The following is a 15852-nucleotide window of genomic DNA, read 5'->3' as shown; positions in this document are numbered from 1 at the left end:
TTTATGCGCCGGTGTCTTCCAAGGACGACAAGAGCCCTGCAGTTCTCCTGGCGAACCACGCCGGCCTTGGAGCGCACGACAAGGCGCTACAACTCAGTCGTCGTAGTGGAAGCGGCATTGTAGGATGGTCAAGATCCCGCCCTCGTAGAGGTACACCAGACGGTGCTCGCGGGTAATGCGGCGGGACCAGAAACCAGACAGATCGCCTTTCAATGGTTCTGGCTTACCGATGCCCTTAAAGGGTGTGCGCAGACACGCTTGAATCAGCGCGTTGACGCTGCTCAGTATGTTGAGATCGGAAGCTTGCCAATGGCAATAATCCTCCCAACTGTTGTCGGTGAATTGGACGCTTACGGTGCTGCGGGCTTCATTCTTGTTCCGCTGATTGTGCTTCGTGCTCATCGATTGTCAATTCCTTGGTAACGGCTTGGCCGGACCGGAGCTGGGCAATGGAAGAGCGGAGGCGTGAGGCGTTTTTCGACGATCCCAGTAGATACATGGTCTCGTGCATGCCGTTGTAATCCTCAAGGGAGAGCATCACTACTGGCTCGCCACGCTGGCGCGTGATAATGGCAGGCTCGTGGTCCCGACAAACATCATCCATTGTCTGCTTTAGGTCGGCGCGAGCCTGGCTAAAAGTCAGTACGTGCATTTCTCAAAATCCTTTCCAGGCACAGCCCGGATCAGGTTGAACCCATAACGCAGCTAACTCGCTGCCGGGTAGTCACGCTCGCATTTACGTCCGCACACGCGGCCCGTGTCATTTGAGCGAATTTTCCATCATCTGAGCTATGACATCCCACGTGGTGGGGGCCAAGGCTCAGAGAATCACCCCAGCCGTCGCCGGGGGGAGTGAGAGCAGACATTGTACTCAACTTTGTACATATTAGTAAATGCTATGCCGAGCGTAGCGGCCGGCGGGACCATTGCTCAGGTCCAGCCACATCGTTGTCCACGCCCCATTAATTTACACCGGGTGCCCAAGCGCTCAGTTACCGTTGATAAATGGTGCAGATCTGCGACAGTTTTTATTGGCTAGAACTTCTCACCAAGGCGCCATTCGGAGGGGTTGCGACAGCTTTTCAGCTTTGTCTTTTTGGATAGATACCCCCGGGTTTAGGGAGCAGCCTGCGACAGTTTTTATTGTCTAAATCCAAGTGTGGTTTTAGACAATAAAAACTGTCGCAGGCTATTCAAACCTGTCGCGAAAGACCTCGGTCACGGCGTACGCAACCGGGCTGAAGATGGGGTGCTAACTCATTATCCCACCTACACCTGGTGACGCAGATCCAGCTGATCAGCGGCTGGGCATGCTCAGGCCGGTGTTGCCTGGCCGGTCTTTGTGACAACCTTTATTCTTTAGAATCGTCGGTTGTTTTTGAGATAGCTGGTTTTGTGACAACCTTTATTAAATGGAAACCACCTTAGCGGTCTGGCCCCGGCCGTGTGCCGGCTTCCGAGTGGCTTTCTGCCCGGCCAAATGCGCGCTAATAAAGATTGTCACAAGCGAAACCGAGGTTTTTTTTGCAAAGAATAAAGGTTGTCACAAGCGAACGAGGCAGGGTTTACGAAGAATAAAGGTTGTCACAACGGCATCGCTGAAGTCGGCAAATTCGGCCACCTGACGTGGCCGGCAAATCGCTCAGCTCTGCGACAGTTTTTATTGGCTAGATCTTCGCTTCCAGTGGGCATTTTGAGTGGTTGCGACAGTTTTGCGACTTTGTCTTTTTGCGCTGCAGCCCGCATGAAGCTGGGCCTGGCTGCGACAGTTTTTATTGGCTAAATGCAGTGGTTTTAGACAATAAAAACTGTCGCAGGCTATTCAAACCTGTCGCGAAAGACCTCGGTCACGGCGTACGCAACCGGGCTGAAGATGGGGTGCTAACTCATTATCCCACCTACACCTGGTGACGCAGATCCAGCTGATCAGCGGCTGGGCATGCTCAGGCCGGTGTTGCCTGGCCGGTCTTTGTGACAACCTTTATTCTTTAGAATCGTCGGTTGTTTTTGAGATAGCTGGTTTTGTGACAACCTTTATTAAATGGAAACCACCTTAGCGGTCTGGCCCCGGCCGTGTGCCGGCTTCCGAGTGGCTTTCTGCCCGGCCAAATGCGCGCTAATAAAGATTGTCACAAGCGAAACCGAGGTTTTTTTTGCAAAGAATAAAGGTTGTCACAAGCGAACGAGGCAGGGTTTACGAAGAATAAAGGTTGTCACAACGGCATCGCTGAAGTCGGCAAATTCGGCCACCTGACGTGGCCGGCAAATCGCTCAGCTCTGCGACAGTTTTTATTGGCTAGATCTTCGCTTCCAGTGGGCATTTTGAGTGGTTGCGACAGTTTTGCGACTTTGTCTTTTTGCGCTGCAGCCCGCATGAAGCTGGGCCTGGCTGCGACAGTTTTTATTGGCTAAATGCAGTAGTGTGGTTTTAGACAATAAAAACTGTCGCAGGCTATTCAAACCTGTCGCGAAAGACCTCGGTCACGGCGTACGCAACCGGGCTGAAGATGGGGTGCTAACTCATTATCCCACCTACACCTGGTGACGCAGATCCAGCTGATCAGCGGCTGGGCATGCTCAGGCCGGTGTTGCCTGGCCGGTCTTTGTGACAACCTTTATTCTTTAGAATCGTCGGTTGTTTTTGAGATAGCTGGTTTTGTGACAACCTTTATTAAATGGAAACCACCTTAGCGGTCTGGCCCCGGCCGTGTGCCGGCTTCCGAGTGGCTTTCTGCCCGGCCAAATGCGCGCTAATAAAGATTGTCACAAGCGAAACCGAGGTTTTTTTTGCAAAGAATAAAGGTTGTCACAAGCGAACGAGGCAGGGTTTACGAAGAATAAAGGTTGTCACAACGGCATCGCTGAAGTCGGCAAATTCGGCCACCTGACGTGGCCGGCAAATCGCTCAGCTCTGCGACAGTTTTTATTGGCTAGATCTTCGCTTCCAGTGGGCATTTTGAGTGGTTGCGACAGTTTTGCGACTTTGTCTTTTTGCGCTGCAGCCCGCATGAAGCTGGGCCTGGCTGCGACAGTTTTTATTGGCTAAATGCACAGTGGTTTCCGACAATAAAAGCGGTACCGCGACAATAAAAGCTGTCATGCGCGACTGCGGCCTCCTGTAAGGGCCGCGGTCGCGTGGGTCGGCGCGACACAGTTACGTTATCCAAGCAGTCTCAGCATGCTCTCCATACCGCGTTTGCAAATTCAGCCTGAAGAGTCAATTCGCTCGTTTTTGGAACGTACTCTGTTCCTCTGCTGGGACTCACATGCTGTCGACGAAATTCGGAAATTTCAAAATAAGGTTCGATTCTTCAAATCTGATCTGAAAGAAATTTCAGTCTTTCTGGGCTGGGGTGGGAGCTATGGTTTCGATCGGCTGATTTCCCTTCATACTTCCCTCGCTGTGAATTACGTTGTTAAACATTCACAGGATATTTCCTACTCGCGGAAGCTCTATCCGTTTAAGGGTGAGCCGTACGCCGAAAAAAATGTAAGTTACTGTCCTGAGTGCGCTAAGGAAGACCTAGCAAGGCTTGGATTCTCATATTGGCGTCGGGCATATACCCTATTTGGAAACGACACTGTTTGCCACAAGCATAATAAGTTGTTGCTTACGCACTGCCCGTATTGCGGCCTTTCATTGGGCGACCCGAAGCATCGTTTAGATGTAATGTGGGGAGGCTGTGATGGTTATTACTTGTGGGACGTTGAACCTTCCATGAATAGTGACGGCGCAGAGTTCCAACGAGCACGCTTCAACCATGCATTTTGCACATCAGTTCGCCACATCTCGGCCGTGCCTGCAGTGAGTGCTGTGCGGCGCAAGGTACAGGCGACGATGCCGGAAGGGGTCACCACGTGGCACGACATCTACTGGTTGGGAAAAGATCTCGAATTAGCGGCCATTCGCATGCAGGATCAAGCCGTCGACAATGATGCTGCGCACTTAGATAGCTCTCTTGAGCTCATAATAAAAGCAATTTTCTCGCATTATGGCGACATTGATGAATTCATGCGGGACATCGGCGAGCACGGCGTTTCTAGGTTAGTTCAGAATGGATGGGGTACCTACTTAGCAATGGGCGATGAATCTGCTTGGTACGTCACGGAGGACTATACAATGGGTATAGCCGTTCTTTCCTGTCCCTATCCCTGTGATAAGTCGATGCGTCTCTCTAGTCATTCGGCATTCCGTGATTTAGATTCTCTTTATCACTATAGCTGTTGTATGCAGAACGACAGTCCATCGAGACGTTTAATCAAACGGTCACACCTTGTCTTACCTTCAGTTCCCAGACTGGATATCAAAACCAGACAAAACATGGGTCACCTGGACGGAGTTGCTGTTTAATAGTTCGCATTCAGCTCCCGCCAGGGAGCGGAACATAAATGCGCCAGCGGCAGGAAGGGAGGATGGTCTATTTTTATTACGCCGCGAAACATGGCGGTCGACCCTGACACCGCTAGGTAAGGACTACCGATTTCACAAACGCTCGTGTGCGTGGGTAGCGGCCGTACTTTTCAAGGGCTCCGGCCAGCGTAGGACAGGCGAGAAAAAGCGCTCGACGGCTGACCTCGCCATCTCTGCCAACTCTTCCCAGTTCGATGAAGGTGCGACTGACCTGGATGAGCAGGTCCTCGTCACGTTTCGTCCAGTCCACCCGCGAATGGTTACCCAGCCGTCCTGAGGGCAGCTCTCGTGTTCGTGAAAGCAGCCACTCACGGTCATTCCGGTAGAGCCAAGCGTAGATGTCTGGGGCAAGGGCTCGGATGTCGTGTGGAGTACGGCTATGTTGGGTGGCAGCTGCGGCGATCCATGTACTGGATTTCAACAACCAGTGTCACGTGAAGCAGACCGGTTCCCTGCAGGAACAGGACATGCGGCAAGAGGTTTGCCAGGTGATGGAGGGAGGCTTGGAGGCGTTTGAGCGCCGCTACCAGCGCTTGGGAGGGGAGAACTGATCAGGTTCTTGAGCTCCCTCATTGGGTGAGGAAGGCCAGGAAAAACTAACCCCCTGGTGCGCAGTACAGATCCTGAGATCTGCCCGAGGCGTGGGGGCTATTCTTGCTGCGGAGGATAACACGACGTAGCCGATGTCAGCAGTCAGTTCTGACAAGGGGTCATACGCCCGGTAGCTGTGTAAAGCTGTCTGAACTGTGCAATCTACATTTCGTTTCGGACGGTATTGTTCCTAGCGAAGCAGGGGATACATTGAGCAGAATCGTTGCGGCGGAGTGGTTGCTGGTTGAAGATCCGCCGCATTGAGAGACATGCTAGAACTAGGCTACCAACTGCAACCGAGGAGCGAGTTTCAGGTAGTCTTGGGGCATAGTTGAAAGGATTGTGCCGACCTTCTCCAGAGGCAGTCGCTCGGCGAGCAGCGCTTCAAGCTTGCCCAGCCGCTCTTGGACAGCCCGGGCACGATCCCATTGAATACTAAATCGCTTGGCTGCGACTTTTTGTTCCACGAGCACCAGGTGTCGGCTGAGATCGTAGGTATAACGCATGGTCACCTTGCTCGACGAGCCGTCATCATCTGCCTCTTGGAAGGTCAGCTCGAACACCAGGCCCTGAGATGTTTTCCGCGCCGAGGACTCGACGTAATCCTTCTCGAAGAGATTGTCGATCAGCTCACTAGGCTGAACGCCACGGGTTACGTGGAGAGTCGAGAGCTCATCAACCAGCATTTTGATGGATTCAAGACTCATTTCAGCATTCTCCTCAGTTCGTCGATGATCACTTCCACGTCCTCAATTGACCTGGTCAGCAAGCCATTGTCGCGGTCAGCAACCCTACCGAATTTCTTCGCCAGCTTGGTGTTGATAAAGCTCACCAGTATACCGTCGTTAGGTGTGTTGGATTTCACCATCGGCAGGTGATTTTTGAATATCGGATAAAGGGTAGAAGCTTTTTCTGGTATCTGCAGGTCACTGAGCAAGGTCGCGACTTCGTCTTGAGCCTTTTTCGTCAGGATCTCGCGCAGCTGTTTGCGAGCGATCTCAGGCCGCTTCTCCACAAGGTTTGGGTCAATGATCTGAGCCGCTTTTTTCGTCTCGGCGTTGAGGAACACGTTCTTGAGCTGCGCCAGAACATCCGCGTCGTAGCCTTCGAGACCAGTAAGCGCTTGGACTTTCTGGGTCGCGATGGATTCAACCTCGGCCCTTTTCTCAGAAAAAATCTTGTTGAAGTCTAGGTCTACCAGGTAGGAGTCCCGGTCACTCACAAACGCTTCGGAGGTGGAAACACCACCCAGCTCCTGCTCTTTGCGGGTGTAGTCCTCATCTGTGATGGTGTAGTCGCGGGTCCGTTGGTGTTTTGCCCGATCAACCTCCGTCTGGAAGGCCGTCCACATCGCATCCAGACCGGTCTCCTTGTGATAGATCACCACGGCGTTGTTATCGATTTCAAAGGCCGTGATTTCCTCTTCCGGAATTGCCCGCAGGACCCTCCCGACGATCTGAGCAAAAGCGTTCTCGCTTCGATAAGGCCGGAATAGCGCGAGAACCGTGAGATACCGATGGTCGTAGCCTTCCATCAGCATATTCACGGAGATAACGACGTCGCATTGGTGGTTGTCGATCACCCGAAATGCTGCAGCGATATCCGCCTGGTCCATGTAGCTGTGCACGACAGCCACAGTCAGATTCTTGGATTGATACCAGGTGCGCAGGTCTTCGGCGTGGGTGATGCTGCAGCCAACCGCGAGAATCTTGTGCGGCACCGCTGGTGAGGTTTTCCGAAGCTCATCCAGCTTTTGAATACTCAGGTCGATAACGTCCATCGAGCATTCTGGAGATAGGGCGACGCTGCGTTCGACCCACTCCCGGTCCTTGTATTCGAGGACTTGTTCCTTGGATAGGCGGGCCCCCGGCTGCTCAGCGATTGTGAAGTAGAGCTCGTGAGCGTTGACGGTCTCCTTCCTCAGCCATTTCACATATCGATCACGCATCACCTCTGACAGCGGCGTCTTGTGGATCAGCTTGCCTGGCACCTCCTGGTTGTCGCCGCGGAATGGGGTGCCCGTCACAAAAATCTTCTTTGCGTTGGCGAAATGGGCCAAAGTCTTCTGCCAGCTGCCCGCCGGCGCGTGGTGCCCTTCATCGATGATAATCAGGTCGAAGAAGTCAGGGGCCACCCGCTTTGTGAGTGGTTGTCCGCGCTCGTTGTACACCTGCTGAATGTTCGAGTAGACGAAGTGGGCCTGCTCCAGGCTGGATTGATGTGTGTCCGAAGTGAACTCACAGGTGACCGGTAGATCTTCGGCACTGAAGATCACATCGAAATTGATCCAGAAATTGTCTTCCAGCAGGTCTTGAGTTTTTCGGATGCTCTGTTTCGTGACCAAGCCTGGTGTGATGATCAACACGCGACCCTTCGCCAGGCCGAACGGCACAATGGAAATCAGTCCACTTTTGCCCGTCCCTGTTGGCAGAACGATCAAAGCGTCTTCGTTGGAGTTTTCGAAATGCTCCTGCGCCTTGATGTAGGCCTCGATCTGCGGGCTACGCAGCTTTTTATTGCCAAGGATGTTGGCTGCCGTATCGGTGAAGTAATTCATAGACAGTCGTGGTTCCTATAGGCGGCGCACGCCAAGGTGCCCGCTCGCAGCGCGAGTGCACGGCGACGGGTAGACAGAGTTGGATTTGTTGGAGGTGCAGCAGACGTGGGCATTGAAATATCCATATTTCGGGCCAGGCATCATCAAGCGTTTGTGATGGCTGAGCGTGTGTGCTTGGACTGATTGTAGCCCAGTGATATCACGCTTTTGGGCCTGATTTTATTGAGAATTCGCTATGAGCGGTCAGACCAATGAACATTTGTACCTTTCGTGGACAGGGTGAAATGTGTGGCATGACAATAGCTCGGACATGCCTGTACGTGGCATGACCTACCTCAGGCTCAGCGAAAGGATCTTCTCGCATGCTCTACCTTACCGATGGACAACCTGCTTTCTGTCCCAAATGTGGCAAGCCTATCGATCCACAACTGCGCGGCTGGGAGGCAAAAGACCGTTTCTATAATGGCAATCATCCGTTTCTTTGTGGCTGCGGTGCCCGCTACCTCATCGGTGAGGCTTGCGTGAACAAAGCCTTCGATTCGGCTGACACGGTCGCTGGAGACGCTGGTATTGATCGGCAGGCGAGAGCCAACCTGATGAGCGAGCTCTATGTGATATTGGGAGCCCTTGACGCTCCGGCCGCAGTACTTGACCAGGTGCTTGCCGCAGTTGAAGGCGACGAACTGCCGTACTCCACTTTACTGCCATTTGAGAATGACTGAATGAACACGATCCACTGGTTTTGCGTTTCCAACCCAGATGGAAAGCGTTTCCCCGAGTGGCGACGGTCCTTCGGGGTGGGTGACGGCGGGGTTGTGTTTGTCCCGGCAGCGATGGCGGGTGATGAGACTGAGATGAACGTCATGCTCTGCGCATCCGGTGACGGTCAGAGCACTGCTGTGCACTTGGATCACCATTTCGTGCCGAGTGGCTGGCTAAAGCGCGAATTTCCCAAACACTTTGAGTTGATCGAGATGATTGAGGCCCGAGCACAAACAGCTTTGGGTGATCTAGACCAGCAATAGTCAGCGGTTTTTCTGAGTGAGGCTTATGGCCTTCCGTCTCGCCTCTCACGGAGCAAAATAAACCGCTAAAAGGCTATGAAAATCATGGTGTTAGTCTGATTTACGGAGTTTATTGTCTGGGCGCTATGCGAAAAGTCTAGATAGTGCGAATTTGGACAGGTTGGCAAAAATGTCAGGGTCAGCTGAAGCCGGCATTACGTAAAGGCCTGAAAATACCGGCTTTTTTGTCGAAAACCAACAGATGGTTTTAGAGAACTAAAACTGTCGCAGGAGTCGGTGAGGTCTGTCCTCCCGCCTCCTGCGCCGCCCCAACTCTCCTGTACACATTACCCAACGGGCCGCTGGATACTGTTGCGAATCCAGGGGCGATTCACCCTGGACGTACAAGTTCAAAAATTACGCACTGAAAACTTCAAAGCTGCCAGGGTTTTGTACCGGCGGGGGCTGCGCGCTTGAGTGTCGTAGCTAGCAGATCGAACTCTTGCCCGCGCGGATGTGTTCGACGCCATACCAGCCCGATGCGCCGATGTTCATCACCACGCAACGGCTTTACGGTCAATCGTGTGCTATCGGCATTGATGGCCGCCAAGGCTGGCAGCAAAGTACACCCACGGCCGGCGGCGACCAGATGTTGCAGGGTTTCCAGGCTGGTGGCCCGGCAGTCCGCCGAGTCGCCTGCCTGAACCTCACTCATGCCGCATGCTTGCAGCGCCTGCCCGCGCAGGCAATGACCATCGGTGAGCAGCAACAATTTCAGATCGCTCAATGCTTCGACCGCCACATCGGTGTCGGCGCCAAGCTCATGTCCCAACGGTAGTGCCGCCCAAAAAGGCTCATCGAACAGCACACGCTCATCATAGGCTTCAGGATCGAGCAGCCGCGGCCCACCCTGCACTGCCGCCTCGCATCGCAGACACTCCGCTGACCGCGACATTGTCTGATAGAGCGGCCGGGGGAGTGCCAGCAATGCGCAGTCGATGGACTGATCGTTGAGCCGCTCGCACAAGTCAGCGGTAAAGCTCTCCTGTATCACTAACTGCAACTTGGGATGGGTGGCTTCTACTGCTTCCAATAGATGCGGCAAGTAATAGGGCGCCAAGGTCGGGATGATGCCCAGGGTCAGAATGCCCTCCAGCGGGTCACGGCGCGCACGGGTCAGGGCAAGAATGGTGTCAGCTTCGGCAAGCATATGCCGCGCACGCTCGACGATCTGCTCTCCACTGGGCGTGAGGGTGAATTGCTTGGCGTGACGGTCCACCAACACCTGGCCGAGGTAGTTCTCCAGCTTGCGCAATTGAGTGGACAACGTGGATTGGGTGACATGGCAGGCGTCGGCGGCACGGCCGAAGTGACGGTGCTCCGCCAGCGCAACGAGATAGCGGAGTTCGCGTAAGGTCATCAACATATCCTTGGAAAAGCGCGCACTGGGCTTCAATTTGAGCTGCAAGGCTGGCAAACAGGGTCAAGACAGTAAAATTAAAAAAACGCATGACCTGCATTGAAATAAGTTTTAAGTAGCAGACACCGCCTGGCCAGATGCCGCTTGGCAACTTGCCATTCTCCGCGCTCACCTCAGATTCTATTCCTGCCTAAAGACTCAAACGCTTGGCTATTTTTGCAGCGTCACCTTAAGTGTGTTTCTCGAATTGGCATCAGTCAGGTTATCAATCGGCCCCGTTTAGAACCTCAATTGTTCGCTTTACGGCGCGCTATTAAAGTTTGTACTGAGTATGCACCCAGGTTATTCCCGGCGTAATTGTGTACTTCTCTACCTGACTCGATACCCGTTTCCTAACCAGGTTATTGATTGGCTTGGTTTACACACTTACAAGGATTAAGCCCCTATGCGCATGAAACAACTGCCCTTGGCGATTGCCCTGATAGTTGGCTTTTCACCCATTGTTCACGCCGATAACACCGGCGCCGCCTCTTTGGCTGGCAAGCACGAACAGATGACTAACAAGGACTGGTGGCCCAATCGCCTGGATCTTTCCTTGTTGCGACAACACAACCCGGCCTCCAGCCCTGCCGATGCCAATTTCAACTATGCCAAGGCGTTCAACAGCCTTGACTTGAATGCGGTGAAAAAGGACATCGAAGCAACCTTGACCAAGTCGCAAGACTGGTGGCCAGCGGACTATGGCAACTATGGTCCGTTCTTTATCCGTATGGCCTGGCATAGCGCCGGTACCTACCGCACGATGGACGGCCGTGGTGGTTCCGACGGTGGTCAACAGCGTTTCGATCCGCTCAACAACTGGCCTGATAACGTCAGCCTCGATAAAGCACGGCGCTTGTTGTGGCCTGTGAAAGAAAAATACGGCGCAAGTATTTCCTGGGGCGACCTGATGGTGCTGGCGGGCACTGTGGCGATGGAATCGATGGGGATGAAAACCTACGGCTTCGGTGGCGGTCGTGAAGATGACTGGGAGCCTGATCTGGTCTATTGGGGCCCTGAAAGCACCTGGCTCGGTGATGAGCGTTACCATGGCGAGCGTGAACTGAAAAAGCCGTTGGCTGCCGTGCAAATGGGGCTTATCTACGTGAACCCGGAGGGTCCGAATGGCAAGCCAGATCCGCTGGCTGCCGCCAAGGACATTCGCGACACGTTTGCGCGTATGGGCATGAACGACGAAGAAACCGTTGCACTGATCGCCGGTGGTCACACCTTCGGCAAGGCGCACGGTGCGCACAAGCCTGAAGGCTGCCTGGGCGCAGATCCTGCCAGCGCACCTACCGAGCAACAAGGCCTGGGCTGGAAAAATACCTGCGGTAAAGGAAACGCGGAAGACACCATCACCAGTGGCCTGGAAGGTGCGTGGACTTCAAGTCCTGCGCATTTCACCAATCAGTACCTGGCCAACCTCTTCGGCTGGACATGGGTCCAGACCAAGAGTCCGGCAGGTGCAATCCAGTGGATTCCGTCCGATCCAGCTGCTGCGGTCATGGTTCCCGACGCACACGTCAAAGACAAACGCCATGCGCCAATCATGTTCACCACTGACCTTGCGCTGCGTTTCGACCCCGCTTACGAGAAAGTTGCGCGTCGCTTCCTGGACAACCCCAAGGAATTCGAACTTGCCTTCGCCAAGGCCTGGTTCAAGCTGACTCACCGTGACCTCGGCCCGCGTACTCACTACCTGGGGGCCGATGTACCCAAGGAAGACCTGATCTGGCAAGACCCGATCCCGGCGCTGGACCATAAGCTGATCGACACCAGGGACGTCGAAGCGCTCAAGGCCAAGGTCCTCGCTTCGGGCCTCAATACCGGCGAGTTGGTGCGTACTGCCTGGGCCTCGGCTGCTTCGTTCCGAGGTTCCGACATGCGCGGTGGCGCCAACGGTGCACGTGTGCGTCTCGCCCCGCAGAAAGACTGGAACGCCAATAACCCGGCCGAGCTGAGCAAAGTGCTCGCCAAGCTGGAAGCGATCCAGAAGGACTTCAACAGCAACCTCAAAGGCGGCAAGAAAGTCTCGCTTGCTGACGTGATTGTGATCTCGGGTTCTGCAGCGGTTGAGTCAGCCGCGAAGAAGGGGGGGTACAACGTTCAAGTCCCGGTCACTCTGGGTCGAATGGACACCACCCAGGACAAGACTGATGTCAATTCCTTCGCGGTACTGGAACCCAAGGCTGATGGTTTCCGTAACTACTACAGCGCTGACGCTCGCCTCTCACCGGCCGAAATGCTGGTCGACAAGGCCAGCTTGTTGACCCTCACTGCACCGGAAATGACGGTGCTTGTCGGTGGCATGCGTGCGCTGGGGGCGAATACAGACGGTAGTAAGAATGGCGTGCTCACTGCTCATCCGGGCACATTGTCCAACGACTTCTTCGTCAACCTGATGGACATGTCGACTGTCTGGTCGAAGTCCTCTACCGATGGCTTGTATGAAGGTCGCGACCGCAAGACTGGCGAGGTCAAGTGGTCAGCCACGCCAGTCGACCTGGTATTTGGTTCCAACTCGGAGCTGCGTGCGGTCTCTGAGTTCTATGCCGCAAGCGATGCCAAGGAAAAGTTCGTCAAGGACTTCGCCAAAGCATGGACCAAGGTCATGAACCTCGACCGTTTCGATCTCTGATCGAGCGGGTCAGCTACCCATAGAGCAGCGTCCTTGCTGGCTGCGACAGATTCAATTCTCTAAATCCAGACCCCCGTTCATCGGGGGTTCTGTGTTTTTGCCGGTTAATCGCTCAAGTCGGCCGAAAGCTGGCCTGGATCAATAGTTGCTGCAACTGCTTCGCATAGTGTGCCAAGTCCCCATTTCCCTTTTCACGGATGAAAGGCGCTATGCAAACACTGGATCGAAAACTCGACATCCAGCCCCTGTCGCGGGCTGACATGACCATCCACCTCAACGGCCAGCCGGTCGAAGTCGCCGCCGGCGAGACGGTGCTCACTGTCCTCAATGCTGTGGGCCTGCGCCAGGTGGCGCGCAACGATCACGCACAGCTGACCGGTGCTTTTTGCGGCATGGGCGTATGCCATTGCTGCCTGGTTGCAATCAATGGCCGGCCCAAGCGCCGTGCCTGCCAGACCGTGGTCCAGCCCGGTATGCAGGTGGAAACCCTGAGCAACCGCTTTGCCGGGCAGGAGGCGCCATGAGTCTGCGTCCAGTGATTGTCGGTGGTGGTTCGGCAGGTATGGCGGCAGCCATTGAGTTGGCGCATCACGGTGTACCCAGTGTGTTGTTCGATGAGGCGTCGCGGCCGGGTGGGGTGGTGTATCGCGGACCGCTGCGCGCAGGCGTTGACCTGGGTTATCTGGGGGCGCGCTACAGCAAGGCCCTGAACACGCTGCACAAGGAATTCGCCGCCTGTGCCGGGTACATCGACCTGCGCCTCAACAGCCGCGTGGTAGGCGGTGACGAACAGTGTTTGATGGTGCTCGATGGCGAAGAGCGTCTGCATCAGATTGACTACTCGCACCTGGTGCTGTCGGCCGGTTGCCATGAACGCAACGTGCCGTTTCCTGGCTGGACGCTGCCCGGTGTGCTGTTGCTCGGTGGCTTGCAGTTGCAGATCAAGAGCGGTGTGGTCAAACCGCTGGGCAGCACGGTGATTGCCGGCACTGGTCCCTTGCTACCGCTGGTGGCCTGCCAGCTGCACGCAGCCGGGGCGAAAGTGGCCGGTGTCTATGAAGCCTGCGCTTTCGGCAAGATCGCCAAGGAAAGCCTGGCGCTGCTGAACAAGCCGCAGCTGTTTCTCGATGGCTTGAGCATGCTCGGTTACATGAAGCTCAACGGCATTCCGATGTATTACGGTTGGGGCGTGGTCGAGGCCAGGGGTGAGGGCGAACTCGCAGAAGTCGTCGTGGCGCCTTACGACAACAACTGGCAGCCGGACCACAGCCGTGCCCAGCGCGAACCCGCGCAAACCCTGGCGGTGGGCTACGGCTTCATACCGCGTACCCAACTCAGCCAGCAGTTGGGGTTGGAGCACGGTTTTAGTGACGATGGCTACCTGCGCGCCAAGAGCAATGTCTGGCAGCAGAGCAGCCAGCAGCACATTCATCTGGCCGGCGACATGGGCGGTATCCGTGGTGGGGAAGCGGCAATGCTGACCGGGCGGATTGCAGCGGTGTCGATCCTGCTGCAGCGCGAAGTGCTCAATGCCGAGCAGGCCATCGAACTGCGCGAGCAGTACCTGGGTCAGTTGGCAGCAATCAAGCGCTTTCGCGCCGGAGTAGAGCGCTATACCCAGCGTGGTACCCGGCAGATCGAATTACCGCAGGCCGATACGGTGATCTGCCGCTGTGAGCATGTGACCCGTGCGGATATCGACCTGGCCCTGGAGCAGGGCGTGGAAGACATGGCCGGGCTGAAGATGCGTACGCGGGTGAGCATGGGCGACTGTCAGGGACGTATGTGCGTGGGCTACTGCAGCGACCGTCTGCGCGAAGCGACAGGTCGTGTTGACGTCGGTTGGCTGCGCCCGCGTTTTCCGGTCGACCCGATACCGTTCTCTGCATTCCAGCAACCTGGCACGGAAGCCTGAACCATGAACAGAACCTACGACGTAGTCATTGCCGGCGGTGGCGTCATTGGCGCCTCCTGCGCTTATCAGCTGTCCAAACGCAAGAACCTGAAGATCGCCCTGATTGATGCCAAACGCCCCGGTAATGCCACCCGCGCTTCGGCCGGTGGCCTGTGGGCGATTGGCGAGTCGGTCGGCCTGGGCTGCGGGGTGATTTTCTTTCGCATGATGTCGGCCCAGCACAAGCGCCAGGCGCAAGGGGCGGCGGTGGTGGTGGATGCCAGCACGCCGCATATCCTGCCGCAGTCGTTCTTCGACTTTGCCCTGCAGTCCAACGCACTTTATCCACAGCTGCACCGTGAATTGATCGAGCGTCACGGCATGGACTTCAAGTTCGAGCGCACAGGTCTGAAATACGTGATCTACGACGATGAAGACCAGCTGTACGCCGAGCATATCGTCGCGCAGATCCCGCACTTGGCCGAGCAGGTGCGCTGGCTCGACCGCGAGGCCCTGCGTCAAGCGGAACCGGCGGTCAGCCATCAGGCGCGTGGTGCCCTGGAGTTTCTTTGCGATCACCAGGTCAGTCCGTTCCGCCTGGCCGACGCCTATATGGAAGCGGCGCGACAGAATGGTGTCGATTTGTTCCACAACACCAACGTCACCGGTGTATTGCATCAGGGCTCACGGGTCAGCGGAGTGCAGACCGCCGAGGAAGGTACCTTCCATTGCCAGACCCTGATCAATGCCGCAGGTGCCTGGGCGGCTGACCTCAGCGAACAGGCCACCGGCCTGCGGATTCCGGTGAGCCCGGTGAAGGGTCAGATCATTCTCACCGAACGCATGCCCAAGCTGCTGAACGGTTGCCTGACCACCAGCGATTGCTACATGGCGCAGAAGGACAACGGCGAAATCCTGATCGGCAGCACCACTGAAGACAAAGGTTTCGACGTCAGCAATACCTTCCCGGAAATCAACGGCCTGGTGCAGGGCGCGATTCGTTGTATTCCGGAGCTGGCGCAGATCAACCTCAAGCGTACCTGGGCCGGTTTGCGCCCAGGGTCGCCGGATGAACTGCCGATCCTCGGGCCAGTGCCGGAAGTCTCCGGTTACTTGAATGCCTGTGGACACTTTCGCACCGGCATCCTGACGTCGGCGATCACCGGGGTGATGATCGACAAGGTTCTGCATGAGGAACCTTCGCCTGTGGATATCACCCCGTTCCTCGCCGAGCGCTTTCATTCCGGGGCTGTGGATAAAACTCAGGCCAGCTTGGCCTGAGCGATGCGTGACCG

Annotated in this window: 13 protein-coding genes; 7 read left to right on the top strand and 6 right to left on the bottom strand. The window is 55.6% G+C overall.

Translation table 11 applies throughout. The annotated features are described in order from the left end of the window. Positions 1-93 precede the first annotated feature (93 nt). Both ACVI9W_RS12205 and ACVI9W_RS12200 read right to left on the bottom strand, forming a co-directional pair. The gene (locus ACVI9W_RS12205; RefSeq protein WP_461530116.1) at positions 94-402 is read right to left on the bottom strand and encodes a Txe/YoeB family addiction module toxin; all 309 of its coding nucleotides are present in this window, start codon (positions 400-402) and stop codon (positions 94-96) included. Then, positions 368-652 carry a type II toxin-antitoxin system Phd/YefM family antitoxin gene (locus ACVI9W_RS12200; protein ID WP_461530115.1) on the bottom strand — a complete coding sequence of 95 codons (285 nt, stop codon included), beginning with the start codon at positions 650-652 and terminating at the stop codon, positions 368-370. Before ACVI9W_RS12200 ends, ACVI9W_RS12205 begins: the two co-directional genes overlap by 35 nt. A 2526-nt stretch (positions 653-3178) precedes the next feature. Here ACVI9W_RS12200 and ACVI9W_RS12195 point away from each other — a divergent pair. Beyond that, the gene (locus tag ACVI9W_RS12195; protein ID WP_461530114.1) at positions 3179-4351 is read left to right on the top strand and encodes a hypothetical protein; all 1173 of its coding nucleotides are present in this window, start codon (positions 3179-3181) and stop codon (positions 4349-4351) included. A 112-nt stretch (positions 4352-4463) separates the two neighbouring features. Here the strand turns inward: ACVI9W_RS12195 and ACVI9W_RS12190 are convergent, their stop codons facing one another. The 3 genes from ACVI9W_RS12190 to ACVI9W_RS12180 all read right to left on the bottom strand — a co-directional run bounded on the left by ACVI9W_RS12190 (position 4464) and on the right by ACVI9W_RS12180 (position 7559). After that, positions 4464-4832 carry a TnsD family Tn7-like transposition protein gene (locus ACVI9W_RS12190; protein WP_461531827.1) on the bottom strand — a complete coding sequence of 123 codons (369 nt, stop codon included), beginning with the start codon at positions 4830-4832 and terminating at the stop codon, positions 4464-4466. 448 nt (positions 4833-5280) lie between these two features. After that, positions 5281-5709, bottom strand: coding sequence for a hypothetical protein (locus ACVI9W_RS12185; protein WP_461530113.1), 429 nt, complete (start codon positions 5707-5709; stop codon positions 5281-5283). Continuing rightward, on the bottom strand, positions 5706-7559 hold the full coding sequence (locus ACVI9W_RS12180; RefSeq protein ID WP_461530112.1) for a DEAD/DEAH box helicase: 1854 nt from the start codon (positions 7557-7559) through the stop codon (positions 5706-5708). The genes ACVI9W_RS12185 and ACVI9W_RS12180 overlap by 4 nt, the downstream gene beginning before the upstream one ends. 362 nt (positions 7560-7921) lie before the next feature. Between ACVI9W_RS12180 and ACVI9W_RS12175 the strand changes: the two genes are divergently transcribed. After that, complete coding sequence (locus tag ACVI9W_RS12175) at positions 7922-8281, top strand: hypothetical protein (protein WP_461530111.1); 360 nt, start codon at positions 7922-7924, stop codon at positions 8279-8281. After that, on the top strand, positions 8282-8584 hold the full coding sequence (locus ACVI9W_RS12170) for a hypothetical protein (protein WP_461530110.1): 303 nt from the start codon (positions 8282-8284) through the stop codon (positions 8582-8584). 412 nt (positions 8585-8996) lie between these two features. On the opposite strand, the gene ACVI9W_RS12165 is transcribed toward ACVI9W_RS12170, so the two are convergent. Beyond that, complete coding sequence (locus ACVI9W_RS12165) at positions 8997-10031, bottom strand: LysR substrate-binding domain-containing protein (protein WP_461530109.1); 1035 nt, start codon at positions 10029-10031, stop codon at positions 8997-8999. 397 nt (positions 10032-10428) lie between these two features. Here ACVI9W_RS12165 and katG point away from each other — a divergent pair, with 397 nt between their 5' ends. The 4 genes from katG (at position 10429) to hcnC (ending at position 15838) form a co-directional block, all read left to right on the top strand. Further along, positions 10429-12663, top strand: a complete 2235-nt coding sequence (katG, locus tag ACVI9W_RS12160) for a catalase/peroxidase HPI (RefSeq protein ID WP_461530108.1) — start codon at positions 10429-10431, stop codon at positions 12661-12663. A 209-nt stretch (positions 12664-12872) separates the two neighbouring features. Continuing rightward, positions 12873-13187 (top strand): cyanide-forming glycine dehydrogenase subunit HcnA, encoded by a 315-nt coding sequence (gene hcnA / locus ACVI9W_RS12155; protein ID WP_461530107.1) that lies wholly within the window; start codon positions 12873-12875, stop codon positions 13185-13187. After that, a complete protein-coding gene (gene hcnB, locus ACVI9W_RS12150) occupies positions 13184-14578 on the top strand; it encodes a cyanide-forming glycine dehydrogenase subunit HcnB (RefSeq protein ID WP_461530106.1) in 1395 nt (464 codons plus the stop codon). The genes hcnA and hcnB overlap by 4 nt, the downstream gene beginning before the upstream one ends. Positions 14579-14581: 3 nt before the next feature. Further along, positions 14582-15838, top strand: coding sequence for a cyanide-forming glycine dehydrogenase subunit HcnC (hcnC, locus tag ACVI9W_RS12145; protein ID WP_461530105.1), 1257 nt, complete (start codon positions 14582-14584; stop codon positions 15836-15838). Positions 15839-15852: the final 14 nt, after the last annotated feature.

The organism is Pseudomonas sp. 210_17 TE3656 (assembly GCF_054821965.1).
The sequence above is the reverse complement of the archived record's forward strand: the minus strand, read 5'-3'. Positions and strand labels throughout refer to the sequence as shown.